Genomic DNA, 26,446 nt, shown 5'->3' on the forward strand with positions numbered 1-26,446 from the left:
AATTTTTACATTCTAAAAATGCACAATGACGAGTATAGCAAATAAAATCGAATCTTGTCAATATTTCTTAATTAAGTTAGAATAAATTTAATTTTCATTATTTTCTGATAATTTTTTTTAATCATCTTTTATTATTGGAAAAATATTTATGTTATTCAATTATGTATCTGTTTTATAATTCCAATATTTCCTGTCAATACCTTAACTGATATATTACTTTTCTTACCTATTATATAATTATAAGTAATTTATCCCATAACTTAACACAACTAATTTGTATACAATAATTTTAAAAATAAAACTGCCTCATTTGAAATTTTGAGGCAGCTTTATTACTTTATTTAACTATATTTTTAATAAATAAATTTATAGTCAAAAATTAACTTATATTAAATTTTAAATTGGTTATCTTCAACTTTAACGGTACATATTCCACCTTTACTTAAGCTTCCAAAAAGAATTTCATCAACTAATAATGGTTTTACATCTGAGTTTATAATTCTCTTTATTTCTCTCGCTCCAAACTCTCTTGAAGTACCTCTCTCTGCAATTTTAAGTATTGCTTCTTCTGTAAAATCTATATTGATATTTTTATCTAACAGTTGTTTCTTAAACTTTTCAAGCTCTCTTAATACTATATTCTTTGCAATAGCCATATCTATATGATTAAATACGACTATTTTATCAAGTCTATTTCTAAATTCAGGAGTAAAGACTTTTTTAACCTCTTCCATTATTGCAGTACCTTTTATTTCTCTTGCTCCAAAACCAACTAATGATTTACCTATATCCTTAGCACCTGCATTTGAAGTCATTATTATAATAACATTTCTAAAATCTGCTTTTCTTCCTTGATTATCACTTAATGTAGCATAATCCATAACCTGAAGTAAAACATTCAATATATCTATATGTGCTTTTTCTATTTCATCTAGTAATAGAACACAATGAGGATTCTTCTTAATCTCGTCTGTTAAAAGACCGCCTTCCTCATATCCTACATATCCAGGAGGCGCTCCTATAAGCTTTGATGCTGCGTGCTTTTCTTGATATTCACTCATATCAAATCTTATAAGCTTAATACCTAAGCTATTACTTAATGTTCTAGCTATCTCTGTCTTACCTACTCCTGTTGGTCCTACAAAAAGAAGTGATGCAACTGGCTTATCTGCTTCTGTTAAGCCTGCTCTAGACATTTTTATAGTTCTTACTACCTCTTCTATAGCTGTATCCTGTCCAAAGATATTTTTCTTTAAGTCATCTTCTAAATTTTTAAGTGAATTTATCTCATCTTTCTCAACAGTCTTTTTAGGAATATGACAAATCTTTGAAATTACATCTTCTATAATTTTTTCATCAATAGTTCTTTCGCTATCCTTACTATTTAAATTAACAAAAGCTCCAGCTTCATCTATTAAGTCTATAGCTTTATCTGGTAAGAATTTATCGTTTATGTATTTATGGCTTAATGTTACAGCAGCCTTTAATGCATCATCTGTATATTTAACCTTATGATAATTTTCATAAGTTTCTTTAACACCATTTAAAATTTCTATACATTCACTCTCTGAAGGCTCTTTAACTTCTACTACTTGGAATCTTCTACTTAAACCTTTATCCTTTTGGAAGTATTTTTTATATTCTTCATAAGTTGTTGCACCAATAAACATAATGCTACCATCTATAAGATAAGGTTTTAAAAGGTTTGATGCATCTAAAGATCCTCCCCCTAAAGCTCCTGCACCAACTAAATTATGAATCTCATCTATATAAACTATTGGATTTTTTAAAGTTTTTATTTCATTCAGAACCTTTTTAATCTTCTCTTCAAAATCTCCTCTATACTTAGTTCCTGCAACAAGTGAACCTAAATCTAAAGATAAGACCACAGAATCCTTTAATTTCTCTGGGACTTTTCCTTCATTAATGAGTCTAGCTAACCCTAAAGTAATAGCAGTCTTTCCAACTCCAGGCTCTCCAATATGAAGTGGATTATTTTTACTCTTTCTACAAAGAATTTGAATAGTTCTTTCTATTATATCTTCTCTTCCTACTAATATCTCATCATCATTCTTTGCTAATTCTGTTAAATTAATAGTAAGCTTATCTATTATGGATTTCTTTTTCTCATCTTTATTACTTACTTCTTCATAGTCATTATCTTCGTGATTTAACTCTTCGATGCTATCTATACTCTCTTCATCACTTCTATGTGCTAAACTATATAAAACATCAGTTTTTTCAATACCATTTTCTATTAAGTAATAATGACAATAACTTTCTTCTAAAGCATAAAAAGCAGCTACTAAATGTTCTAAGTTAATTACATCTCTTTGAGAATATATAACCTGTTCACTGGCTTTTATAAGCACTTCCTGAAAACTATAGCTTTCATGAGGTATATCATCATTACCTTTATCAACGTACTCATTTATATATTCTTCTAAATTGCTTCTTAATCCCTCTAAATTACCTTCGCAATTTTTTACAGCATCAATAAAACTTTCGTTAAAAGTAAGTGCATATAATAAATGCTCTGCAGTAATAAATAAATCACCATTTTTCTTACCATAATTAAAAGCTTCAATTATAATATCATTTAACTCTCTACTTACCTCCATTATTATTCCTCCTCTACAGTTACCTTAAATGGAAATCCTTCTTCCTTAGCCTTCGCCATACTTAAAGAAGCCTTTGTCACAGCTATATCATAAGGATATATTCCAACAACACCTCTTCCCTTCGTATGAACATCCATCATTATCTTTTCAGCTTCTAACATATCTTTTCTAAAAACATCTGTTAATATATAAACTACAAATTCCATTGTAGTAAAATCATCATTATGCATTATTACTTTATAATGTTTAGGCTTTTTAACTTTAACTTTGCTTTTCTCTCTTGTTACTATCTTTGGTTCCATAAGCTACCTCCATATCCCATAGTATTTATTTTATATTGTTAATTATATTAATGAAAAGTAATAATATCAATGACTTAATCCTTTTATCTCTTTATATTTCCATTTTTTATTCTTTAATATAACGCAGCAATAACACTACTAAGCTTAACTTAAAAAGCCTAGCTTATCTTCATGAAAAGCTAGACCTTTTTATAATTTATATATAAATTATGATTTATTTTCTATATAATTTACTATATCTTCACATATTTTATGAGTTTTAAGTGCATCTTCAATATATTTATTACTATTATTCTTCTCTTTTATGAATCCTATAAATTCTTCTATTATATTTTCAAATCCTCTTTTATAAAGTGTTGGTGTCCAATCTCCAAACTCTTCAGTTGAAATTTTATTATTTTCAAATTTAGTTGTCTTTACTAAAGAAGTTACTACAGCTTTTTTACCTGATGCCATATATTCTATTGTTTCCTCTACTGCTCCATTATCTCTATTCATAATAGCGATAGCAGTTGTATTTTCATTAGTTAATGTCAACACTACATTTATTAATCCCCTAGAGTCTTTTTTATACTTAACTGACATATCAGTATAATCTGCACCCATTAAGAATCTTACTGTATCTACTACATGTATAAAATCATCAAATACAAATACCCTTGTTTCACCTGGTAAATTCACTCTGTTCTTTTCCATTATAATAATATCTGGATTTCCAAGTTCCTTTAATTCTTTCACCTTTGGAACATATCTTCTATTAAAGCCAACCATTATTTTTGTGTTATTTTTCTTTGATAATTCATAAAGCTCCTCAGCTTCTTTATAATCATAGCTTATTGGTTTATCAACATAGACTGGTATTTTATTTTCTAAAAGCGTTTTACATATTTTAAAATGTGAATCTGTTGATGAATGTACCATTACTCCATCAATTCCTGATTTAATTAAATCCTCTATATTTGTATAAGCTTCATTTATTCTATATTTTGATTTTATTTCATCAATAGTTTTAGTATTTCTAGTACATAAAACTAATTCAATATCACCTCTAGCTGTTAAAACTGGTAAGTATGCTTTCTTACATATATCACCTATTCCAATTATCCCTATTCTCATTCCATCCTCTTCCTCTCTACCTTATATCAATATTAATAAAAGCTATATTCTTAATATTGTTCAGCTTAATACTATCACATTTTGCCTATATCTTCAAAATATCTATATACGCTACAACTTTAAAGATAATAAGGTTTATTTTATATTTTTATCTCAGTCCATTTACCGCTTTTAAATCTACGACTTGTTAGATAAAATCTAACAATTTGGTCTGTTAATATTCCAAACCAAGCTCCCATTAGTCCCATTGAAAGTGGATAAGTCAGTAACCATCCAACAGAAGGTCTTATAAACGTAATACTTATAAGCGATACAATTGCAGTATACTTAGTATCTCCTGCACCTCTTAAGCATCCTCCATATATGGCATGAGCAATCTGGAATATTACTATAACTATTACTAGGCTCATTATATTAGCACTGTATTTTAAAACATCAGGATCATTTGTAAATAATCTGAATATATCTTTTCCTAATATGGCATATATAATTGAAATCATTATAGAAGCTATAAGCCCCATTCTTCTACAAATACTTCCGTATATCTTAGCTAGGTCTGGTCTTTTCTTACCTAAATTTTGTCCAATAAGAGCAACACCTGCCACAGCTAAACCATCACCTAAAGAGAATGAGATATTTATTATATTCATTCCAATTTGATGTGCAGCAAAGGCGCTTGTCCCTAAATTAGCAATTATTAAACTATATAATAAAAATCCTGTTCTCATAAATATTTGTTCCACAAAAGAAGAGGAACCTACTGAAAATAAACTCTTAAGTGAATTTTTATCTATATTAAAGTTCTTTTTAAAAGATTTTATATTTAAAAATCCATCTGAATGACTAATTGAATAGATAGACATAAAAAATGCCACCATAGTCCCTAGCACTGTTGCAATTGCTGCTCCTGCTACCCCTAAAGCTGGAAATCCAAACTTTCCTCCAATTAATAAATAATTAAATACTACATTTACAAGATTAGATGCTAAGTTTGTTCTCATTGCTATTTTCGTATTACCACAACCTCTTTGTGCTGCATTAATAACTAAACTAACTACATTAAAAATAAGACCACCCATTATAATTCTAAAGTATATTACAGAAAATCCATGAGTATCACTTTGACTTCCTGCAAATCTTAAAAATGGCTCTGCAAAAATTATTGCCAATGCACTTATTATAATTGATAGTCCAACTGTAATTATTAAAGCTTGAAATAATGTGTTATTCGCTCTTTTTCTATCACCTTCACCTTTTCTCCTTGCTACAACTGAACTTACAGCAATATTTAATGATATAAATAGAGTTAAACATAAAAATTTTGGCTGGGTTGTAAGTCCTACTGCAGCTATAGCATATGAACCTAAAGTTGAAACCATAATAGTATCTATAAAAGATACCATAGCAACTAAAAACGATTCCACTGTAGATGGCCAAGCTACCTTTATAGCTTTTCTAACAAGAGTCTTTGTTTTAGGAATTTCATCAATAACCTGTAAGTTATTTATTATATTTTTGATTGAAAATACCTTATCTATTAATAGCTCTCTATCTTCTATACTATTAATGACCTCTTCCCCATTGTTGTTCATTTATTATACATCCCCTTTAATTAATGGTTTTTTTACAAACTATTAACATTATATCACTAACTTCCAAATAGGTCCAATTTTTATGGTATAAAAAAACACCTACATTTACTGTAAGTGTTTTTAGCACCTTGAAGGTCCAGTTATTTTACAATTAATCCACGTATCATACTTGTATCATACTTTGCATCTAAAAGCCCTGTAGTTGCATCAGAGTTTTCCATTACTATTATAGTAATATCATTCAAAATATCATATTCAGTATTTGAATTAAATCCATCTATTATTCCACTATGTCTTATGATACCATCATTAACAAAAAGTCCAAAACCATATCCATCAACAGCTGTAACCATTTGATTATAAGACTGATCTGATACAATGTTTCCTTTATGGAATGCTCTCATCCAACGGAACATATCAAAAATATTTGAATAAATGTTACCTGCTGCATAAGTAAACTCTGGATTTGCCTTAATTACTCCTGACTCAGCACTTCCATGCCCTTTTGCATCTGACTCTTCTGCTTTCATACTGCTTGTCACCATTCCAGCTGGCTCAAATAAATTTTTATTTATATACTCTTCATAAGATAAACCACTTGCTTGTTCAATAATAAGTCCAAGAAGATAGTAATTAGTATTACAGTAATCATAAGCTCCTCCTGGTTGGAAATATAAATCAGATAAATTTAAGTCTTTTAAAATTAATTCCTTTGACCATCTTGCATCTTCAACATACTTATCAAAATACGTATTATTTCTATAATCATTTAAAATACTTAAACTTTCTTCTGACCTCATAAAAACTTCTGCTTCATTTAAATAATCAGGAATTCCAGATCTCATCTGTAGTAATTCTCTTACTGTAATTATAGACCCATATTCATAATCTGGGAAATACTTATCTATAGTTTCATCTAAATCAACTTTATTTTGCTCCACTAATTGCATTATTGCAGCTGCTGTAAACTGCTTAGTATTAGATGCAATAGCAAAACGAGTTGTTAATGTATTTTCTCTATTTGTATCAGCATATCCATATGCCTTAGCAAATTTTATTTCATCACCTACTGCTACAAGTGCTACCCCTTGAAACTCCCTTATTGCAGCTTCCTGGTCTAAAAATTCTTCTACATTTTCATATCCAGCTTCAACAATTTTATCTACATCTTTATATTCTGTTTCTACTGGTTCACTTTCAAATCTATATTGTTCAACTTTATATTGTTCAATATTTCGTTCTTCAACTGATTCTTCAGCAACATTATTATCACTTTTTTCTTCTTGCTCTGCTACACCCTCTCTAATAATATTAATCTGTGCATCAGTTACAGTTTTTTCACTACTGCAAGCAGTTAAAGTTAAAATTGAACTTATAGTAAGTCCTATTACTAATAAAACATATCTTTTTTTCATAATTCCCCCGCATAGGTCTGTAGTATTTTTGTCTTTTATAAAAAATAAATTGTGTCCTTAACAATTTTATAACAAATTATTCGTTAATTCCATAGTAAATATATTTTTTTTAAATATATTTCACAATTAATTCATCTAAAAATCTATATGTGATATTCTCTCTTATTTATATTATCAATGTCTTCATTCTATACTCATTTAAATATATTTGGTAAAATATAACTATAAAGTCATTTAAAATTTAATTTTCTATGGAGGAAACTTATATATGACTAAGCTACTTTACAAAACAGTATCTAATATTCTATCTAAATATGATTTTAATTACTCTATAATCTTTAAAGATTTAAGCTCATCAGAAACTATTTCATGGCATTATCATTCTAAAGGTTCTGAAATACTAAGTTTTCCATCTGCTAGTACAATAAAGATTTTTATAGCAATAGAAGCTTATAATCAAATAAATAAAGGAATTATTTTTGAAGATGATGTAATTCTCATAGAGGATAATATGAAGGTAGGTGGATCTGGCATTATATCTAAATATTCAAAAAATCTAGAGATATCTATAGGAAAACTTATTTATCTAATGATGACAGAAAGTGATAATACCGCTACAAATATTCTTATAAACATCTTAGGTATGGATAATATAAATGTAATGATAAAGAAACTTTCCATAAATAATTCTTTTTTAAATAGAAAGATGATGGACTTTAATGCAATAAAAAATGGTTTTGACAACTACACTTGTGCCTATGATTTAGCAACTGTTTTAGAACAATTATATAAAAATACATGTATTAATGAACACTATGATAACTTAATATTAAGTACTATGACTAATTGCAGAAATAATAGTAAGATTCCTAGTAAGTTACCATCGAAAATAAAGATTGCACATAAAACTGGTGAGTTAGATTATATAGAAAATGATGCAGCAATAGTATTTACAGCCTATGGAGATTATATACTCACTATTCTTACTGAAGGTTTAGATAATGAAAAAGAAATTAAGATAATTAGTGAAATCTCTAAAATTATATATGATTCATATATTTATAATAAAAAGATTTTCACTTCTATCTCTTTTAATTAAAATAGGAACCATGTGCTACTATTTTACTTATAGTAAATTGGTAAACATGGTTCCTTACAAATATCAATATTTTATTAACCTATATTTTACTATAGCATTTAAAATATATAACCTATTTAAGGCTATATTCTATTAATTAAACATTTCCCTTTTAAATAAACTCTTTTTATATTAGAAGCATCACTAAATTCAACTACAGGAATTCCACTACTAACAATGAAATCTGCGTCTTTTCCTATTTCTAAAGAGCCAATTTTCTCTTCTATTCCTAATACCTTAGCTGCATTTAAAGTAATCAATGATAAAGCTTCATTTTCATCATATCCACTACCTATTAATTTATCAATCACTGGCTTTGAAATTATCATTAACTCAGGTGAACCCTTTGCTTCTTTATCATTAAAATTTAGCCACGATACACCTTCATATGGTGGTAAATACGCATCTGTGGCAATAGCAACTAATATATTATTTTGAATCAATTTTAAAATATCTTCAGGTGAATTTGGTTTTAAGTGAGTACCTCCTAAAGGTGTAGCAACTATTGATATTTTATTTTTACTAACTTCATTTATCTCATCGTCGGTAATTCCATGGCCATGATGAATGACATCAAAATTTGCTTTTATAGCCATTTCTATAGCATCTTTTCCTGCTACATGGCATCCAATTCTTTTACCTTTACTATGAAATACTTGTACTATATTTTCTAACTCTTCTTGTGTATAAATAACTTCTCCAGCTCTTGGGACAATATCTTCTGTTAAATTTGCTGGAGTTGCGTTTATAAATATATTTTCTCCAGGATAATCACTTTTCTCTATTAAACTATTAATTATTTTATCTTCTATAAGCTTGTCTTTATCTACTGAATTATTTCCTGTAACAGCTGTAAAGTTTACTAACTCTTCAAAGCCAATAGTTATGCTATTACAGGAGAACACTATATTTACTGGTAAATCCTTTGCTAATTTTTTAAAGTCTTCTACTGATAATAAAGTCATTGGTGAGCCACAAATTTGCTCTCCAAAAGTGGTTACCCCTGCCATTAGAGATTTTAAAACTAAAGCTTTTTGAGCTATATTATAAGTCTCGCTTGTTACTGGATAAACTGTTGATGGAGCATATTCTAAAAGATGTGTATGACAATCTATTAATGAAGGTGTAATAACTAGATTTCCTAAATCTTCTATATCTAGCCCCTTATATTTACTAATTATAACTTTTTCTTTACCTATATCAATTATTTTATCTTCCTTAATTACCATTGCTCCATTAATTATGGTTTTATCTTTACCAACCGTTACTATTTTCTTCGCTTTTATAATATATTCTCTACTCATATTTACCTTCAAATTATAAATGGTGTCAAAACTAAAGCTATAATTAAACAACTAACTAATCTAATAGCTGCACCTAGTAAAGCTGCATATAAAGCTTCTTTTTCATTTAAATCTGAATGTTCTTTCCATGTTACAGGTATTTGTCCGAACAATACTGATAACGGGAATCCTGAATTGGCAAGAACAAATCCACCTACAATAAGTGCTGGTGCTACATTACTCATCTCAGCTAATTGAGCCATAGCTAATGTTGGACTTGCTAGAATCGAAACTATACCTGTTGCAGGTTCAATTTTTAACCATTGTAAGCATGTAGTCATAGCATTAGATATTATAGCCCAAATACCAAAGTAATCTAATATACCAATCATAGTAAATACCGCTGCAACTGCTGGAATTATTACTAAGAATAAAAGATAAGCTCCCTCTTTTGCAGAGCTAAATAGTGTATCTAAAAACTTAGTTTCTGGAGTAAATCTTGGTAATTCTTCTAAGTCTACAGCTTTAGTATCTCTATATACTGTTTTAGACAAAATAAGTGGAACTAATATTATTGGTAAAAATACCGCTACAATAACTAATGGTAAAGCTTTTATATTAAATTTTGTCAACACTACTAATCCTAAGACTAATGTAGCAAAGGATTGTGGAGATTGTATCATAGTTGCAATAGCAATTTTTTGTTCTCCCTTTGTAGCTTTAGCTTTAACTAATACAGGCCCTGCAATAGCTCCAGCTGCATTAATATCCCCTAAAACATTATAAACACTTGGAATAATAACAGATGGATTGATTTTAAAGAACTTCATTATAGGAATAAAAATTCTTATTAAAGCATCAGTAAACCCTAACCTCTCTAAAATCCTACCTACAATTACACTAATAATTATAGCTACACCAACTTCACTAAGCAAAAACACATCAACTACTATAGGAAATACTTGTTTTGTAATACTATCAAAAAGTCCAGATAAAGAATCTGGAGATACTAGTAGAACAATAAAAGATAAGATTACTAAAAATAATCCAACCACTTCTATCGCCTTCCATTTGCTTCTAGTTGATTTAATCTGACTCATCTTTCTCCCCTATATAATTTAATCCTTAATATATACTATAAATATCTCCTGTAAACAGTTACTTATTTTTATGCTAATACTATCTCACTATTTTTACTTTTACAAAAAAATAAACAACATCTACCTATAAAATAGATGTTACTTTTATTAAATTTATTAAATTATTTTTTCTTATTTCTAGCGTCTATTATTACTCCAACAAGAGTTCCTAAACATACGCCGATAATTACTTGATTATAGATAGCTCCAAGCAAAAGACCTATTATCATACAAAGAGCTAAAAAGCTTATTGCACTACTTTTTTCATTTTTACCTTTACTTTTAGAACTAACTCTTCCTTTGTTTTTACCTTTCCCCATTAAATTCTCCTCCTAAGTACTATTACTATTAATAATAATACATTTAGCTAATTATTGCTATAGTTATATTACTTATTTTAACTTATTAAATCCAGTAATTAAGCAACTCCTAAGCTTTCTATTTTTTCTATTTCCCATTGGCCTTTATCTATTTTAAAAGTAATTCTATAAAGATAGCCAGCAACAGGACTATGGTATTTGTCTCCTTTTAAATATTATTCTCAACTAGATAAATATTAATTATTAAAGTGGTCTAATTCTAATATCTTCAAAATTTTATATTCTGGTATTTTAGTTATAGGAATAAACTCCTTTGGATTCTCATCATAAATTGCAATTGATTTTTCAAACCAAGCAACATCTCTCCATTTACCACATTTATAACCAGCATTATGATATATTCCAATTTTTTTAAAACCTAAGCTAATCTGTAACTTTTCACTTTTATCATTTGGCAATGTTACACATCCATATATCGTTCTTACTCCTTGAATCTTTAACAACTCTATAAGCTTTAAACAAAGAATTTTACCAATACCCTTTGATGTATAATTAGCATCAATATAAATTGATAGTTCAGCACCCCATTGATATGCTGCTCTTTCTTTATATCTATTGGCGTAAGCATAAGCGATAATTTTACCCTCTTCTTCATAAACTAAATAAGGATATAGTGTAATAATTTCTTTAACCCTTTCTTTAAACTCTTCTTTATTTGGAAGTTCATATTCAAATGTAATTGCAGTGTCAATATATTGCTTATAAACTTTCAATATCTCTGTGCTATCATTAATAGTTGCTAATCTTACTGCCATGTTCCTCTCCAATCTAAATTCTTATCTTAACTAAAATATAATTTATTAACTGAAATTTTTCTTTCTATTAATTAAACTCATTTTCATTATAGTATTCTATACTCTTAATTATTCCAAACCGGTGAACATATAGCATTATATCAACTCCATTTAAATTTACTAATTTTATAAGTATAACAATAGATATATAATTTTATGCTATCACAAATTACAAATCTATTTCATAAACCTATATATAACAACTTTAAATACACTCTAAGTATTATATAGAAAAGCAAAAAAGGAGCAATTGCTCCTTTTTACTTTTTTATTATTTATTTAATATTACTTTTTTAGTTAAAACATCATACCCAGTATAAGCTAATGCTAAAACTGCTGTTAATAGTCTTTCATGACCTAAAGATTCTGTAGTTGCTTTTGCAAGTTCTCTACTATGTCCTCTTATTTCACAATTAGAAATTGAAATATAAGGATGTATAGTTGGTGTAACATAGCTTACATTACCTATGTCGCTTGATCCTCCACCAGTCTTAGGTGCATGAATTTCTGTGATACCTAGACTTCTTAGGTTTTCATTGAAAGCTTCTGATAAAACTTCATTAGTATTTAAATCATCATAAGGAAGCTCATATCTATCCATTTCAAGTTCACAGCCAGTCATTAATGCTGCTCCTCTTGCAATATTCTTAACCTTTTCTAAAACTTCAGTAACTGTAGCTTTTTTTGCTGCTCTTATATAGAATTGAGCCACTGCTCTTTCTGGAACTATATTTGCTGCAACTCCACCTTCAGTAATAATTCCATGCATTAATACGTCTTTAGTTACATGTTGTCTTAAAGCATCAATACCATTAAACAATTGTATTACTGCATTTAATGCATTTATACCTTGTTCTGGACAAGAAGCTGCATGAGCTGTTTTTCCTTTGAAAGTAAATTGAATTGGATAAAGAGCACTACTTGTACCACTAGCATAAGTCTTATCATTTGGATGAACCATCATTGCACAATCAAGCTCATCAAAAGCTCCTTTTTCAACCATAATTACTTTTGCACCATTCGTTTCTTCTGCCGGAGTTCCATAAACTATTATTTTTCCTCCAACTTGGTCTATTATTTTACTTAAAGCAATACCTGCACCTGCTGATATTGTACCAATCATATTATGTCCACATCCATGTCCTATTCCAGGTAGTGCATCATACTCACATAAATAACCAACAGTTAGTCCTGGTTTACCGCTATCAAAAGTTGCCTTAAATGCAGTATCCATATCTAAATATTTTTCTTCAACTGAAAAATTATGTTCCTTTAAAAGTTTTGTTAAAACTTCTACTGCTTTATACTCTTCATTTCCTAACTCTGGGTTTTCATATATATAATCACTTATTTCACATAATCTCTCTTTTATTTTAGTACCTTCTTGAAATAAAATCTCTTTCATTTACTTTATCTCCTTATGCCCAATTTATCATCATTGCAACAGTAATAAATCCTATGCTTAATGTGAACATTACTGCTTGTATTGGAAGTATCCATTTAAGCCATTTAGAATATGGAACACCAGCTAATCCTAATGAAGCTATTAATATTCCTGATGTTGGGAAGATTGCATTTGAGAATCCATCACCTAATTGGAATATTAAAACTGATAATTGTCTTTGAACTCCAACCAAATCTCCAAGTGGTGCTAAAAGCGGCATAGTTACAGCTGCTTGTCCTGAACCTGAGATTATGAAGAAGTTTACTATCATTTGAACTATGTACATTAAATATGCAGCTATTAATGATGGAAGCTTTCCAATAAGACCAACTAATCCAAATAACACTGTATCTATTATTTGAGCATTTTCTGCTAATATTACTATTCCTTTAGCACAACCTATTATTACAGCTGCACCAATCATTCCTTTTGCACCTTCTATAAATGCATCTGCCATATCATTAACTGATAATCTTCCAATTATACCTGAAATTAATCCCATTGCTAAGAATACAGCTGCAATTTCTGAAATATAGAATCCTTTTGCTAATACTCCCCATACAATAACACCAATAGATACTGCTAAAAGAGATAATATAACTTTATGTTTTATTGTAAATTCTTCATGACTATTTACATTTAAATCTAACTTTTCTTTTTTCTTTTTATCTGATTCATACACTAAACTCTTAGTTGGATCTTTTTTAATTTTCTTTGCGTATAGCATTAATAGTATTATTCCCACAGTTGTAGTAATGCACCATGCTATAGTACGGAATCCAACACCAGAACCTACCTCTACACCTGCAATATTTTGTGCTATATGTACTGTAAATGGGTTTAACATTGCTGTTGAAAATCCTAATATACATGCAAGATATGTAACGGCCACAGTTAATATACTGTCATATCCTAATGCTAGCATAAGCGGAAGTAATAATGTTATAAATGGTATAGCTTCCTCTGACATACCAAAAACAGCTCCACCAATTGAGAATATAAATGTAAGTATAGGTATTATTAATATTTCTCTACCTTTTAGTTTATCAACTAATTTAACTATACCAAGATCTATAGCTTTAGTTCTTGATACAACATTTATTGCTCCACCTACTATAAATAAAAATGCAATTATTTCTGCTGCACTTATTATACCTTCAAAAGGTGCTTGTAAAATTGCAAATAAACCTTGTGGATTACTTTCAATATAACTGAATGTTCCATCTACTACTACAGTCCTACCTGCTTCATTTACAACCCTTTCATACGCTCCTCCTGGAACAAAGTAAGTAGCTACTGCCACTAAAAGTATAATTCCAAAAATTATTACTAAAGTATGTGGCATTTTAATTTCTTTTTTCATGACATCATCAGAATTATTCTGTTTCTTTTGTAAATTTAACATTTTCATCCCCCCGTTTTTTATAAGTATTAAAAAAGAGCCTTAAGCTTATCACTTAAGACTCTAATAAATTCAGTACTAATACCTTATCTAAAATTAACTTTAGTGATAGCTCATCATAACAGACGTTATGACAGTGTTATGCATATTCTACATAACCCCAACGAAATAACCTTAAAGCCTCAGTTATTCGTTTCGGCGACACCTCCTTTCACTTTGCACTCGTGCTTAATCTTATTGCAAAGCTACTATTAAATATCGCAACCTCTATCTTATTTTTATTAAATTATCTATGTATAATTATACATTGTTCGACTTAATAATGCAAGTTTTTTATAAACCTCTAATTTATACTAATAAATCCTAGTTTTATACTTTTCCAACTCTTCATTTAATCTTTGTATCTCTTCATCTTTTTCCCTTAACTTATTTTCATAGTAATTTTCTTTATCTCCAAGATTATTATTTAACATGTTTATTAATGAAGCCATTTCATCAGCACTTCCCACTATTCTATTAAAAAGTAAAAGATTAGATTTTAATATCTCTGGAATTTCATGATGTGAATATCTAAGTCTATGGTCTATTTCCCCATACCCCTCTTCAAATATAGTTCTTACTTGAATTTCAGCAATAACCTTTTGATTTGTTGGATAACATTCTACTAAGTAATGTACTGACCTATATCCAGATTGCCTTGATCTTACCTCTATCCCTAAATCATCAAATATTAATCTATCGTCTCCATCTCTTATATTTGCAGTTATTTCAATAACCTTCCATGTGTTTACTATAAAATCGTGTATATCTTTCCATTGGTCCTTAAATATATGTAAAACTCTTATTCCTATTAAATCTGTTATCTCATTTTTATAATTATCTACATTAAAATAAAAATCTTTTCCATTTTTTATTTTTCTATCTTCTGTTTTTCTTATTATCTTTTCAATAAGTCTTTCAGGATTTTTTATTCTTGATTTAACAGAATGTATATTCTCATTTGAACGTAATATATTTGCAATAAAATCTGCTTGAGTTTCATATGAACTTTGGTATTTTACAAAGTCGTCATACACTTTCTCTAATTCTTCAAAATCTATATTATTTCTATCTATATACTCTTCTACATAAGGATATTTCTTTAAATAAATTTCTTTATGTAACCTATTCATTCTTATACCTCCCTAATGCTAAGCATTAAATCAACAATTGTATTTTATCATATTATAATACATGTTTCATTTCATATTATGTTAATCTTTTAAATCTAAAGCTCATTTTGTTTAAAACAAATTTACCATTTCCTTTTTATGTAAAATATGTTAAGCTTATATTGTATTTTTATTTACAACATATGGAGGTAATTTTACAAATGTATACTCTTCGCTTGAAAAAGGCAAATAATTACAAAATAACTTTAAGAAATATGACTTATGAAGATGTCGTTAAATTTCAAGAAATTAAAAATAAAAGAATTAAAGATATATATAAATTAGCTATATTTGTAATGTTTGGTTTGATGGGATTAGTAACTTTAATGATTCATTTATATAATTTAAGCTTACACTAATTATATATTTTTATGGTCCTAATAATTCATTTCAAAATACTGCTTTTCTTCTATTCAAAAAACTTCAATATTATCCTCTAAATCTTTAATACTTCCATGCTATTCAAAAGTAGTTTTTATAGTAAAATGTCTTGGAAGCCTTGAAGCCCTAACCCTAAACTTCTCTCGTATATCCTTTCTTAAATATTATAATCTAGTTTTAAACATATAAAAAACCCTAAAGGTTGTACAAAAGCCTTTAGGGTAAAATATTAAGCAGTTTCTTTTAAACTGTTAGTATTCTTATTTTTCTTAGCAAACTGTGGTAGGATAAATCCTAATAATATTAATATAAATGGTGTTACTATGTTTAATATTAATTGGAACTTGTCCTCTGAATACATACCACCTATACAAGCAAATGCAGTGAATGCAAAACACCATATTCCTATTATTATTCCAAGAGTTTTATTTTTTACGAAATAATATTCTCTTTCGAACTTATCTCCAGCTTTCTTTAATGCAATATATGCAACAAATACCCATAAATATCTTAGTGGCATACATACTGCATTTAACTTAACAAGCCATCTTACTAATTCATCAACACTTCCAATTCCCATTGCTGGAACTATTATAAGTATTGATACAATTACAAATATTAGCTTATGTCCATTTACATATGCTCCATTTTCATTTTTAGCAAATAATTTTTCTGGGATATACTTTCTATCACCACTGTTAAGTAACATACGTAAAGGTGCGTCTATTGATATTATTAAAACAGCAAATTGACCTATCATATTTGTAATAGCATAAAGAATTACAAATAGATTTCCTAGTTTATAGTATTCACCTAGTTTTTGGAATGCATAGTATGCTCCATTTGTCATTAAGTCTTTTGGAATATTGTTTGAATCTATCATTAATCCTAATGATATAGTTCCAAGTATTGCAGTTACAGCAACCATTACTGCAAGAGCTATCATTCCTCTTGAGAATCCTTTAGCTGGATCCTTCATTTGATTTACATATGGTGATATTTTTTCACATCCACCAACTGCAAATACTAAAATTGAAAGACTTGTAAAGAATGCACCATCAAATTTAGGCATAAATGTACTCCATGACCAATCAATTTGATTTAATTGTACATTTGTAATAGCAGGCGCTGCTAACATTAATAAAATGAATAGCATTGACATTATAAACATTGATGAACCTGCTAAAGCTGATAATTTCTTTAATGGATTAATTCCTTTACCTGCAATATATAATGCAACTATAAAGACAATTAAACAGCTAACTTGTAGTAATACCGGATTCATTTGACTAATTCTACCATCTTGGAAAATAGCCCAGCTTGATGCTATCATAAAGCTATTTGGCTTTTGTGATAAGTATGGCATATGGACAATCCAGTATGTCCATCCTGCAAAGTAAGCAATTTTAGGATTTATAGTTTCTCCAACCCATGAGCTAACTCCTCCCCCATGGCTTTTAAATGCAGAACCTAGTTCTCCAACCATTAACGCATATGGTACAAAATATATAGCAAAGATAATAATCCATGCTACTATTGCTTGCAGTCCATTATACTCTGAGAATCCGTTAATTACGTTACCAAATCCCCAAACTCCAGAGAATGCCATTAACGCAAGACTATACCACATAATCTTCTTATTGTTGTTTTCAGTCATATTATGACCCCCTCTTTTGTAAAAAACTTTAGCTAATCTTTAGCCCTAACTATTTTACCACTTTTTTATCATAAAAAGTATAATTTTCTATATTTTTTATAAAAAATTAAACGCTACATAAAATAAAAGCAAGTCAAAAAATTTCTTTTTGACCTGCTTATAAATAAATTTCTATTTTATATTCTTACCTTTATTATAGTACTCTTCCATTATATCCTCTGGAACCATATTTCCACCTGTTGCCCAAACTATATGTGTTGCATTTTTCATGTTTTTTATTCCTTCTTTTTTAATATAATCCTTACCTTTAGGTGAAATTTCAATATTATATGGACCTAGCATACCAGCTAAAGCACTTGGCTCTAGTCTAATATTTTCTAAATCTATTGTCTTATATAAATATTTATACATTCTTTCATCTGTAATAGTGTAACTACCGCTAATAAACGGTTCCATAATGTTTCCTACAAAACTTGATGCTCTTCCTACTGCTAACCCATCAGCATCAGTTTTATTATCAATATTAAAATCTTGAACACATATCTTATCATGATAGCCTGTGGAAAGTCCTAATATCATGCATGGTGAGTGAGTAGGCTCTGCAAAGAAGCAATGCGCATTATCTCCAAATACTTCTTTAATACCAAAAGCAACCCCACCAGGTCCTCCTCCAACTCCACATGGCAAGTATACAAATAGCGGATGTTCTTTGTCTACTTTTATTCCAAGCTCTTCAAATTGCTTCTTTAAACGAAGTGCTGCTACCGAATATCCTAAAAATAGCGTTTTAGAATTTTCATCATCTACAAAATAACAGTATTCATCTGCTTCAGCTTGTTTACGTCCTTCAGATACAGCTTTACTATAGTCATCTTTATATTCAACTACAGTAACACCTTTGCTTCTCAGCATATCTTTCTTCCATTTCTTTGCATCAGCAGACATATGAACTGTAGCTTTAAATCCTAATTTTGCAGCCATAATTCCAATAGATAATCCTAAATTACCAGTTGATCCTACAGCTATGCTGTACTTAGAAAATAATTCTTTAAATCTATCTTCTGCTAATATGCTGTAATCATCCTCTAATTCTAACATTCCTTTTTCTATAGCAAGTGACTCAGCAAAATGAAGAACCTCATAAATTCCTCCCCTAGCCTTTATCGATCCTGATATTGGTAATTTGCTATCGCATTTTAAATATATGTCTCCTTGAATTTCTTCACCTGACTCTTCATTTAAGTATTTATGCATATTACTTATTTTTACTATTGGAGATTCAATTATTCCATTTAAAGCTTTTGTATCTGAAAAAGCTATAGCAAGGTACGGGGCAAACCTTTCCCAACGCTTTGCTACGTCTGCTATATCATCCATTGAAAATCTGCATTGTTCAATTGCTTTTTCTGCTTCTATTTTGTTTGGATTAATGAATACTGTTTCTTTTAATTCTATTAAATCCTTGATTATTGGGAACTCTCTTATCCAATCTGACATTGCTCTATCTAAAATCATTACATTACCTCTTCTACTAAAATTTAAAGTATTCCCGTAAGAACATTTATCCACCTACTTAAGATTAAATGAACGGTAAACACCACTATAATTTCCAATATTGTACTACAAGTCGTTGCAACAACAATTCTGTTAAGTTATACTTAACAATTTCAAGTTAATATTAACAGTAAATATGTTTTTTGTAAATATATATCGCTAAAAAAATTAATTAATACTTAACACTATCATTTTTAACCTTAACTGATTATTTACCTTTATCAACCTAAGTATCTATCATCAGTTAATGCTTTTTATTAAACAACTATAGAAAAAATAAAAAGGAGCTTAACAGCCCCTTTTTTTAATATTTATCAAGTTTTAACCGACTTCTAGTTAAACTATACTTAACACCTTGTAATAAATTAAAAGCTTGGTGGTGTTACTGCAAATATTACTTTTGCAAGTTTTGTATCTATATTTTCCCACTTATGATCTGTCATTGGAGGAATACGAATACTATCTCCTTCATCTAAAGAATATCTTATACCCGCTACAATTATATCTACTCTTCCTTCAATTACATATGCTACCTCTTCACCTTTATGACTTTCTGCTTTCTCTACAGATTTACTGTTATTTGGAATTTCCATCATACAAAACTCTATTGACCCTAAAGTATTTGGAACTAATAAATCATATCTTACATCACTTTGATTAGGAAATCCTATAGTTTTCCTATTATTTTTTCTTACAACTAACTCTTCTTTTTCTGAGTCTTCCTTAAAAAAATAAAATAATGGAACATCTAGAGTATTAGCTATAGCCCTTAATGTATTTATTGATGGATTTACAAGACCACGTTCTATCTGACTTAACATAGAGGCTGTAATTCCTGATTTCTTTGATAACTCTCTTACACTTGTATTTCTTGCATTTCTAAAATCTTGAATTTTTTTACCTATGTTTAACTCTTCCATATTACTACCTCTATCTTTATATTTTTATATATTATAACATACTAACTTTCTATTTTGTAGCATCTGGAGTAGTAGATAGATATTGAATAATAAAAAATAACCTGATAAGTAAATTTACTTATCAGGCTATTCTATGTTTTTTTAAACTTAATTTCTATTACTTCATTAACTTACAAATATTATTTGCAAAGTCTACTGGGTCTTCTATGCTTAAGCCTTCTACTAATAAAGCTTGGTTGTATAGAATATTTGTGTATAATGCAAACTTGTCTTTATCATTTTCAAAACTTTCTTTTAGTGAGTTAAATACTTCATGATTTGGATTTATTTCTAAAACCTTATCTGCTTTTACACCTTCATTGTTTGGCATTGAATTTAGAACCTTTTCCATTTCAATTGAAATTTCCCCTTCTGATGATAAACATACAGGGTGGTTCTTTAATCTCTTAGAAACTTTAACTGATTTAACCTTACCATTTAAAGCTTCTCTCATTGATTCAAATAAATCTTTGTTTTCTTCACTTATAGCTTCATCTTTTTCATCTGCCTCTATACCTAAATCACCACTTGAAACTGACTTAAATTCTTTTTCTTTATAGTTCATAAGCATTTTTATAGCAAATTCATCGACTTCTTCAGTAAAGTAAAGAATTTCATATCCTTTATCCTTAACTAATTCAGTTTGTGGAAGCTTTTCAATTCTTTCATTTGATTCCCCAACTGCATAGTAGATGTATTTTTGATCTTCTGGCATTCTTTCTACGTATTCAGCTAAAGTAACCATCTTCTTTTCTTTTGAAGAATAGAACATTATTAAATCTTGTAGAGTTTCCTTATTAGCACCGAATTCCTCATAAACACCAAATTTTAATTGTCTTCCAAATGTCTTATAGAACTTATCATAAGACTCTCTATCATTTTTAAGCATATTTTCTAATTCATTTTTAATTTTATTATTTATGTTCTTAGCAATACGCTTTAATTGTCTATCATGTTGTAATAATTCTCTTGAGATATTAAGAGATAAATCTTGTGAATCTACAATACCTTTAACAAATCCAAAGTAATCTGGTAAAAGGTCTCCACATTTCTCCATTATTAATACACCATTTGAATAAAGCTCTAAGCCCTTTTCATAGTCTTTAGTGTAATAGTTAAATGGTAAGTTTTCTGGAATATAAAGAATTGAATTATAGCTTACCATACCATCAACACTTATATGGATATGTTTTAATGGTTTATCAAAACCAAATCTTTTTTCCATATAGAAGTTGTTGTAATCTTCGTCTGTAAGCTCAGATTTGTTTCTTCTCCAGATTGGAACCATACTATTTACAGTTTCTTCTTCTTTATACTCTTCATAATCACTTTCTGAACCTTCTTTAAGCTTTGACTTAGTTACGTCTAACTTAATTGGATATCTTATAAAGTCAGAATACTTCTTGATTAATGATTTTATTCTATATTCATTTAAGTATTCATCAAAATTTTCATCTTCAGTGTTTTCTTTAAGATGTAATATTATATCTGTACCATATGAATCTTTTGTAGCATCTTCTATTGAATATCCATCAACGCCTTCTGATTCCCATTTATAAGCTTTATCACTTCCAAAAGCTTTTGTTATTACAGTAACTTTATCTGCAACTAAGAATGCTGAGTAGAATCCTACACCGAATTGACCAATTATATCATACCCATCTTTTATTTCATTTTCTTCTTTAAACTTAAGAGATCCACTTTTTGCTATAGTTCCTAAGTTTTCTTCTAAGTCTTCTTTTGTCATACCAATACCTGTATCAGATATTGTTAATGTCTTAGCTTCTTTATCTTGTGTTATTTTAATAAAATAATCTTCTTTATTAAATGTAAGCGAACTGTCACTTAAACTTTTATAATAAATTTTATCAATAGCATCACTTGCATTCGATATTAACTCTCTTAAAAATATCTCTCTATGTGTATAAATAGAGTTAATAACAATATCTAATAATCTCTTTGATTCTGCTTTAAATTGCTTCTTTTCCAATTTAAATCTCCCCTTCTACTGTAAAGATATTTTTATTAGCACTCTACTTAGCTGAGTGCTAATCACAATTTATGTTATATCATTTTTTCAATTTATTGTCAATCTATCTAATTTGACAGTATTTTCTCAAAAAAAGTCGTATTTATTTATTTCTTAAAATTAACATCAAAAAGCTAAGAATTATACATGTAATTAATAAGCTCCTATTTTTACTTTAACTAACCTACATTTACCATAAAGATTTTATATCCTATGAACAGTAATATAAATTTATATTTAATATTGATAGATAAAAAATATAGCCATAATTATAAACTACCTTCCTCTTTGTCTATAACTATGAGCTATAAAATTATCTTTTCTACTTTATATTAAATATATAAGATATTCTTAAAAATAACAAATCTTTACATGCATTTATATTGCATTTATTGCTGAATATTATAGTATACAGCTCCCACTAATCCTGCATTATTACCTAGTTCTGCAGCTTCTACTCTTAAATTTTCTCCAAACCTCTTCATCACATTTTCTAATACATATTTTCTTAAAGGTTTTATAAAAAGTTCTTCTTGTTTACTGACCCCTCCGCCAATTATAATAATTTCAGGATTAAATATATGAACTAAACTTACTAATCCTTTTCCAATATTAATAATCCATTCATCTAATATTTCTTGAAGCTTTTTATTTCCTCTTGATACTTCTTCAAAAATAACCTTTCCATTTAAATCTTCTTTTTTAAATGAAAGAATATCTAACTCTTCAAATTTATCTCTAACTATTTTTATTAAAGCCGTTGTAGAAGCATATTGTTCATAACATCCTATATTACCACAAGTACACTTTTTTCCTTCTGAATTTATAGAAAAATGACCTAGTTCACCTGCAATTCCTATACTACCAAGAAGTATATTAGAGTCTACAATAATTCCTCCTCCAACCCCTGTGCCTATAGTAACTCCTACAATATTTTTATAACCTCTGCCTTTTCCTACCCATTGTTCACCTATAACCATACAGTTAGCATCATTTACAACAGTTGTCTTTATATTATATATCTCTTCTAACTCTTTTTTTATCTCTGTACCACACCAGTTTTTTATATTTCCCCCTACACCAATTATGGTACCTGTATTACTATTAACTTGTCCAGTTGCAGAGACTCCTATGCCTTCTATAGACTTCATATCAATATAATTTTCTCTTATAAATATTTCTATAGACTTTTTTACTGTATCAAATATTGGAGTTTCATAACTATCAAAAGCTACATCATAACTATTACTTAAGAGTATTTTTCCCTCTTCTGTTACCATTCCAATCTTAACAGCAGTTCCACCTATATCTATTCCTAAATACATATTTCCACCTTCTAACTTATAGCTTTTATAAATCTATTTGTTATTTCTAAAGGTCTAGTAATAGCTCCACCAACAACTACTGATGTAGCTCCTAATTCAAGCATTTTCTTAGCTTGTTCTGGATAATGAATTCTTCCTTCTGCAATTACAGGAATTTTTATAGAATTCACAAGATTTTCTACTAACTCATAATCTGGTCCATCAAGCTTAGTAGTATAGCTTGTATATCCACTTAAAGTAGTTCCAACCATATCTACTCCTGCTTTCCAAGCGTTAATACCTTCTTCTAAGTTTGATATATCCGCCATTAACAATACTCTAGGATATTTTTCTTTTATAGCTTTTATAAATTCCTCTACTGTTCTGCCATCTTTTCTCTTTCTTAATGTACAGTCAAGTGCTATTATATCCGCTCCTGCTTCAACAAGCTGGTCTACTTCATCCATAGTAAAGGTTATATATTGTTCATACCCATCATAAGACTTCTTTATTAATCCTATCACCGGTAAATTTGTTTCTTCTTTTATCGCAATAACATCTCTCACTCCATTAGTTCTTATAGCACAAGCTCCTGCCTGCTTTGCTGCTCTTGCCATCAATGGTATAATAGTATCATTCTCTAAATATAATGGCTCACCAGGCAATGCTTGGCATGATACTATTAATCTACCTCTCAATATATTTAATATTTCTTCCTTCCCCATAATACTCCCTCCATCCATAGCATTTTAAAACTCTCTTATATTTCTCTTATAGAAATCTTATAAACTTTAAGTTTTCATTTTCAAAGAAGTTATTTAATTCGTGATCATATTTAGGAAATATAATATGCTTTTTATCGCAGTTTAAATTATTATATACAGCATATTGTGTACTTGGAGGACAGATTGTATCTAACAAAGCTGTTCCCATAAGTATTTCACAATTTAATTTATTTGCAAAATTCACAATATCGATATATCCTAACTTTTCAAATACTTCTTTTTCCCTTAGGTGCATAGGGTCAAACCATCTAAAATAGTATCTAAGACCTTCATAGGCATCTACATCTAAATCCATATCATATACTCTCTTAAAATCACATAAAAAAGGATACTGCATAGAGCATTTCTTTATATTTTTATTCAAGCTACTTACAACTAAAGCTATAGCAGCACCTTGTCCTTTTCCAAATGCTATCATCCTACTTTTATCAGTTGATTCTAACTCTTCCACTATCCTTGATAATATATAAGCATCTAAATAAACTTTGCAATAATACATATTTTCTTTTACGTCATCTAATCCATTAATTAAATTTCCACATACAGTAGACCCTTTTATATTTCCTAAATCTTCGCTTTTTCCACCTTGACCTCTACAATCCATAGCTACTACTGAATAATTAACTCCTATATATCTAGTAAGATGATGCCAGCTTCTGCTTGCTTTCTTATAATCATGGAACTCTAATACAGTAGGCACTTTTTCCTCTGTATTAGGTCTTATATACTTAGCATAAATATTTGCACTATCAATACCTCTAAATTTTATTTCATAATAATTTGCATTCTTATTATTAAAATTCTTCTTTGTTATTGTATAATCTAACTCTAAATTATCGGCTAAATCTTTTTGTTTTTTCCAAAATAAATCAAAGTCTTTAGGTTTTATAGTTTGTCCTAAATACTTTTCCATATCTTTTATATTCATATCTAAAGCAGGCACTTAATCATCCTCCTTTAAGAAAAAATCTATTAACATATCATCAAATTCGCCTATTTCTTCATGAGTATAATCAGGAAATATTATATGTTTCTTTTTTGAACCTATATTATTATAGATAGCAAATTGTGTAGATGGTGGACATACATTATCCATTAATCCTGTACCAAATAGAACTTCACAATTAATCATATCTGCAAAATTATGCACATCTATATATCCTAGCTTCGTAAACATTTCATCTTCTTTATCATTCATTGAGTTAAACCACCTAGAATAATACCTTAATCCTTCATAAGCTATCATGTCTAAATCCATATCCCAGACTCTCTTATAATCAGATAAAAAAGGATAAAGTGCCGCACATTTCTTTATTATTGGATTAAGTGCTGCACAAACTAAAGCAATTCCAGCTCCTTGACTAGCTCCATTTGCATATATCCTTTCTTTGTCTATTCCATTAAGCTCTTTGACAATTCTACATAATATAGATGCATTTTGAAATAACTTTACATAATACATGTTACAGATATCTCCATCTAATCCGGCTACAATATGGCCACTAACTGTAGTACCTTTCATATTAGTAAAGCTATCTCCATTTCCTCCTTGTCCAGGACAGTCCATCGCAATAATAGCACAGCCCATTCCAACAAAAGATAATTGTTCAAACCACCCTCTGCTTGCACCTGGATACCCATGAAACTGTAAAATCAACGGTACATCTTCATCCGTTTTAGGTCTAATGTATTTTGCATACACCTTCCCCCCATCGATACCTTTAAACCATAACTCTAAAAACTCACATCCCTCAAAGCCTCTTATTTCACTTTCTGTTATTTTATACTTTAATGGATGATTTTTAACTTCATTAATACGCTCATTCCAAAACTCACTAAAATCCCTTGGTAAAGTATTAGTCCCTTTATATTCTCTTAACCTTTCTAAAGGCATATCTACTATAGGCATTTTTCCCTCCTACTAAAAATAAACCTCAATT

The 26,446-nt window shown here is 28.9% G+C and carries 22 protein-coding genes and 1 riboswitch; of the genes, 2 read left to right on the top strand and 20 right to left on the bottom strand.

Translation table 11 applies throughout. From position 1 onward, the window contains the following. Window positions 1-389 precede the first annotated feature (389 nt). The 5 genes from H8S10_RS08770 to H8S10_RS08790 all read right to left on the bottom strand — a co-directional run bounded on the left by H8S10_RS08770 (window position 390) and on the right by H8S10_RS08790 (window position 7,046). Window positions 390-2,621: an AAA family ATPase gene (locus H8S10_RS08770; protein ID WP_055262678.1), complete on the bottom strand. Its 2,232-nt coding sequence runs from the start codon at window positions 2,619-2,621 to the stop codon at window positions 390-392. A 2-nt stretch (window positions 2,622-2,623) separates the two neighbouring features. Next, window positions 2,624-2,923 (bottom strand): ATP-dependent Clp protease adaptor ClpS, encoded by a 300-nt coding sequence (locus tag H8S10_RS08775; RefSeq protein WP_055262676.1) that lies wholly within the window; start codon window positions 2,921-2,923, stop codon window positions 2,624-2,626. Window positions 2,924-3,130: 207 nt separating this feature from the next. Next, window positions 3,131-4,039: a Gfo/Idh/MocA family oxidoreductase gene (locus H8S10_RS08780; RefSeq protein WP_186838598.1), complete on the bottom strand. Its 909-nt coding sequence runs from the start codon at window positions 4,037-4,039 to the stop codon at window positions 3,131-3,133. Window positions 4,040-4,179: 140 nt separating this feature from the next. Then, window positions 4,180-5,631, bottom strand: a complete 1,452-nt coding sequence (locus H8S10_RS08785; protein ID WP_186838599.1) for an MATE family efflux transporter — start codon at window positions 5,629-5,631, stop codon at window positions 4,180-4,182. A 140-nt stretch (window positions 5,632-5,771) separates the two neighbouring features. Further along, window positions 5,772-7,046, bottom strand: coding sequence for a serine hydrolase domain-containing protein (locus H8S10_RS08790; protein WP_186838600.1), 1,275 nt, complete (start codon window positions 7,044-7,046; stop codon window positions 5,772-5,774). A 268-nt stretch (window positions 7,047-7,314) separates the two neighbouring features. Between H8S10_RS08790 and H8S10_RS08795 the strand changes: the two genes are divergently transcribed. Then, complete coding sequence (locus H8S10_RS08795; protein ID WP_186838601.1) at window positions 7,315-8,145, top strand: serine hydrolase; 831 nt, start codon at window positions 7,315-7,317, stop codon at window positions 8,143-8,145. Window positions 8,146-8,267: 122 nt separating this feature from the next. Here the strand turns inward: H8S10_RS08795 and H8S10_RS08800 are convergent, their stop codons facing one another. The 7 genes from H8S10_RS08800 to H8S10_RS08830 form a co-directional block, all read right to left on the bottom strand. Then, complete coding sequence (locus H8S10_RS08800; protein ID WP_186838602.1) at window positions 8,268-9,488, bottom strand: amidohydrolase family protein; 1,221 nt, start codon at window positions 9,486-9,488, stop codon at window positions 8,268-8,270. An 8-nt stretch (window positions 9,489-9,496) separates the two neighbouring features. Beyond that, window positions 9,497-10,567, bottom strand: coding sequence for a hypothetical protein (locus tag H8S10_RS08805; RefSeq protein ID WP_186838603.1), 1,071 nt, complete (start codon window positions 10,565-10,567; stop codon window positions 9,497-9,499). Between the two features lie 161 nt (window positions 10,568-10,728). Beyond that, window positions 10,729-10,926 carry a hypothetical protein gene (locus H8S10_RS08810; RefSeq protein ID WP_186838604.1) on the bottom strand — a complete coding sequence of 66 codons (198 nt, stop codon included), beginning with the start codon at window positions 10,924-10,926 and terminating at the stop codon, window positions 10,729-10,731. Between the two features lie 236 nt (window positions 10,927-11,162). Beyond that, a complete protein-coding gene (locus H8S10_RS08815) occupies window positions 11,163-11,741 on the bottom strand; it encodes a GNAT family N-acetyltransferase (protein ID WP_186838605.1) in 579 nt (192 codons plus the stop codon). A 310-nt stretch (window positions 11,742-12,051) separates the two neighbouring features. Further along, on the bottom strand, window positions 12,052-13,185 hold the full coding sequence (locus tag H8S10_RS08820) for a M20 family metallopeptidase (protein WP_186838606.1): 1,134 nt from the start codon (window positions 13,183-13,185) through the stop codon (window positions 12,052-12,054). 13 nt (window positions 13,186-13,198) lie between these two features. Continuing rightward, a complete protein-coding gene (locus tag H8S10_RS08825; protein WP_055263543.1) occupies window positions 13,199-14,629 on the bottom strand; it encodes a putative basic amino acid antiporter YfcC in 1,431 nt (476 codons plus the stop codon). A gap of 98 nt (window positions 14,630-14,727) precedes the next feature. Further along, a riboswitch (Lysine riboswitch) is annotated at window positions 14,728-14,904 on the bottom strand. 75 nt (window positions 14,905-14,979) lie between these two features. After that, the gene (locus H8S10_RS08830; protein ID WP_186838607.1) at window positions 14,980-15,798 is read right to left on the bottom strand and encodes a RelA/SpoT domain-containing protein; all 819 of its coding nucleotides are present in this window, start codon (window positions 15,796-15,798) and stop codon (window positions 14,980-14,982) included. Between the two features lie 200 nt (window positions 15,799-15,998). On the opposite strand from H8S10_RS08830, the gene H8S10_RS08835 reads away from it, so the two are divergent. Beyond that, entirely contained in the window at window positions 15,999-16,196 is a 198-nt protein-coding gene (locus H8S10_RS08835; RefSeq protein ID WP_055263539.1) for a hypothetical protein, read from the top strand. Between the two features lie 251 nt (window positions 16,197-16,447). Here the strand turns inward: H8S10_RS08835 and H8S10_RS08840 are convergent, their stop codons facing one another. From H8S10_RS08840 to H8S10_RS08875, 8 genes are all read right to left on the bottom strand, one after another. Continuing rightward, complete coding sequence (locus H8S10_RS08840; RefSeq protein ID WP_186838608.1) at window positions 16,448-17,875, bottom strand: amino acid permease; 1,428 nt, start codon at window positions 17,873-17,875, stop codon at window positions 16,448-16,450. A 171-nt stretch (window positions 17,876-18,046) separates the two neighbouring features. Then, window positions 18,047-19,390, bottom strand: a complete 1,344-nt coding sequence (locus tag H8S10_RS08845) for a D-serine ammonia-lyase (RefSeq protein ID WP_186838609.1) — start codon at window positions 19,388-19,390, stop codon at window positions 18,047-18,049. A 404-nt stretch (window positions 19,391-19,794) separates the two neighbouring features. Continuing rightward, window positions 19,795-20,349 (bottom strand): helix-turn-helix domain-containing protein, encoded by a 555-nt coding sequence (locus H8S10_RS08850; protein ID WP_186838610.1) that lies wholly within the window; start codon window positions 20,347-20,349, stop codon window positions 19,795-19,797. A gap of 157 nt (window positions 20,350-20,506) precedes the next feature. Next, window positions 20,507-22,378, bottom strand: a complete 1,872-nt coding sequence (gene htpG, locus H8S10_RS08855; protein WP_055263531.1) for a molecular chaperone HtpG — start codon at window positions 22,376-22,378, stop codon at window positions 20,507-20,509. Window positions 22,379-22,806: 428 nt separating this feature from the next. Continuing rightward, entirely contained in the window at window positions 22,807-23,742 is a 936-nt protein-coding gene (locus H8S10_RS08860; protein ID WP_186838611.1) for an ROK family protein, read from the bottom strand. Window positions 23,743-23,753: 11 nt separating this feature from the next. Then, window positions 23,754-24,446 (bottom strand): N-acetylmannosamine-6-phosphate 2-epimerase, encoded by a 693-nt coding sequence (locus tag H8S10_RS08865; RefSeq protein WP_186838612.1) that lies wholly within the window; start codon window positions 24,444-24,446, stop codon window positions 23,754-23,756. Between the two features lie 46 nt (window positions 24,447-24,492). Further along, on the bottom strand, window positions 24,493-25,449 hold the full coding sequence (locus H8S10_RS08870) for an acetylxylan esterase (RefSeq protein WP_186838613.1): 957 nt from the start codon (window positions 25,447-25,449) through the stop codon (window positions 24,493-24,495). After that, a complete protein-coding gene (locus H8S10_RS08875; protein ID WP_186838614.1) occupies window positions 25,450-26,415 on the bottom strand; it encodes an alpha/beta fold hydrolase in 966 nt (321 codons plus the stop codon). Window positions 26,416-26,446: the final 31 nt, after the last annotated feature.

The organism is Clostridium sp. NSJ-49, assembly GCF_014287725.1.
Classification (GTDB): domain Bacteria; phylum Bacillota; class Clostridia; order Clostridiales; family Clostridiaceae; genus Clostridium; species Clostridium disporicum_B.